Source organism: Thalassobacillus hwangdonensis, from assembly GCF_042675915.1.
In the GTDB taxonomy this organism is placed as follows: Bacteria; Bacillota; Bacilli; order Bacillales; family Halobacillaceae; genus Thalassobacillus_A; species Thalassobacillus_A hwangdonensis.
Genome location: NZ_JBHTKL010000004.1, coordinates 1 through 1,492, shown reverse-complemented (window position 1 = coordinate 1,492; position 1,492 = coordinate 1). Strand labels below are relative to the sequence as shown.

Here is a 1,492-nt window from a genome sequence, read left to right as displayed (position 1 = left end):
GATGAGGTTGATAGGTCCGAGGTGGAAGCGTGGTGACACGTGGAGCTGACGGATACTAATCGATCGAGGACTTATCTATATGAAGATACGCGAAAAGACTAGTGATATCGGAAGATACACGTTGAATGAAAGCACTTATCTAGTTTTGAGGGTTTATAAAAAAATAAATTTACCCTTGAAATTTTAAGGAAACATGAATATAATATATCTTGTCCTTAAAAAATGAATAAAGGTTTGGTGGCGATGGCGGAGAGGTCACACCTGTTCTCATGCCGAACACAGTAGTTAAGTTCTCCAGCGCCGATGGTAGTCGGGTTTACCCCCGTGAGAGTAGGACGCTGCCAAGCCTTTACATATATCGGAGGATTAGCTCAGCTGGGAGAGCACTTGCCTTACAAGCAAGGGGTCGCAGGTTCGAACCCTGCATCCTCCACCATTTAGCCGGTCTAGCTCAATTGGTAGAGCAACTGACTTGTAATCAGTAGGTTGGGGGTTCAAGTCCTCTGGCCGGCACCATTCGGTTTTGAACAACAGAAGACAAGCATTTTCTTGCGTTTTATAATCCCGAGCCATTAGCTCAGTTGGTAGAGCAAGCCAACAACTTGAACCAACTACTTTGAAGGCTTGCGAGGAGTGCAACATCACCGAAACAGCTTGCAACACGACGAGCATCTCGCACGGCATTAAATGACGAGCGACTAATAAAATCACGAGCCATTAGCTCAGTTGGTAGAGCATCTGACTTTTAATCAGAGGGTCGGAGGTTCGAATCCTCCATGGCTCACCATTTGGATATGCGGGTGTGGTGGAACTGGCAGACACGCTAGACTTAGGATCTAGTGCCTTACGGCGTGGGGGTTCGACTCCCTCCACCCGCACCATTTGCGGAAGTAGTTCAGTGGTAGAACATCACCTTGCCAAGGTGGGGGTCGCGGGTTCGAATCCCGTCTTCCGCTCCATAAACTCAAACCAACTTGTTTGTAGTGCTGAATATAAAACTTATTTTAATACATCATAGATCGATATAAGCCCTACATGCCAAGCCGGGGTGGCGGAATTGGCAGACGCACAGGACTTAAAATCCTGCGGTAGGTTTCTACCGTGCCGGTTCGAGTCCGGCCCTCGGCACCATATTAGATTCTCATGCGCCCGTAGCTCAATTGGATAGAGCGTCTGACTACGGATCAGAAGGTTAGGGGTTCGACTCCTCTCGGGCGCGCCATTCTACGGGAAGTAGCTCAGCTTGGTAGAGCACTTGGTTTGGGACCAAGGGGTCGCAGGTTCGAATCCTGTCTTCCCGACCATTTTAATTACATTATATGAAGGGGCCTTAGCTCAGCTGGGAGAGCGCCTGCTTTGCACGCAGGAGGTCAGCGGTTCGATCCCGCTAGGCTCCACCACTTTTAATTTTGATCTTTGAAAACTGAACGAACCAACCAGTACGTCAATTACGTTTCTTCATTATATGAGGGAACGACAACAAGCACTTTCG

General features: G+C 48.3%; 9 tRNA genes and 1 rRNA gene. All 10 read left to right on the top strand.

From position 1 onward, the window contains the following. Positions 1-233: 233 nt before the first annotated feature. The 10 genes from rrf to ACFQ2J_RS09115 all read left to right on the top strand — a co-directional run bounded on the left by rrf (position 234) and on the right by ACFQ2J_RS09115 (position 1,400). Positions 234-347 (top strand): 5S ribosomal RNA (gene rrf, locus ACFQ2J_RS09160). Positions 348-360: 13 nt separating this feature from the next. Continuing rightward, positions 361-436: transfer RNA gene (locus ACFQ2J_RS09155), tRNA-Val, on the top strand. 4 nt (positions 437-440) lie between these two features. After that, a tRNA-Thr gene (locus ACFQ2J_RS09150) sits at positions 441-516 on the top strand. A 195-nt stretch (positions 517-711) separates the two neighbouring features. Beyond that, a tRNA-Lys gene (locus ACFQ2J_RS09145) sits at positions 712-787 on the top strand. Positions 788-796: 9 nt separating this feature from the next. Further along, a tRNA-Leu gene (locus ACFQ2J_RS09140) sits at positions 797-881 on the top strand. 3 nt (positions 882-884) lie between these two features. Beyond that, positions 885-959, top strand: a tRNA-Gly gene (locus ACFQ2J_RS09135). An 83-nt stretch (positions 960-1,042) separates the two neighbouring features. Then, positions 1,043-1,131, top strand: a tRNA-Leu gene (locus ACFQ2J_RS09130). Between the two features lie 14 nt (positions 1,132-1,145). Beyond that, positions 1,146-1,222, top strand: a tRNA-Arg gene (locus ACFQ2J_RS09125). 5 nt (positions 1,223-1,227) lie between these two features. Continuing rightward, positions 1,228-1,304, top strand: a tRNA-Pro gene (locus tag ACFQ2J_RS09120). Positions 1,305-1,324: 20 nt separating this feature from the next. Beyond that, positions 1,325-1,400, top strand: a tRNA-Ala gene (locus ACFQ2J_RS09115). Positions 1,401-1,492: the final 92 nt, after the last annotated feature.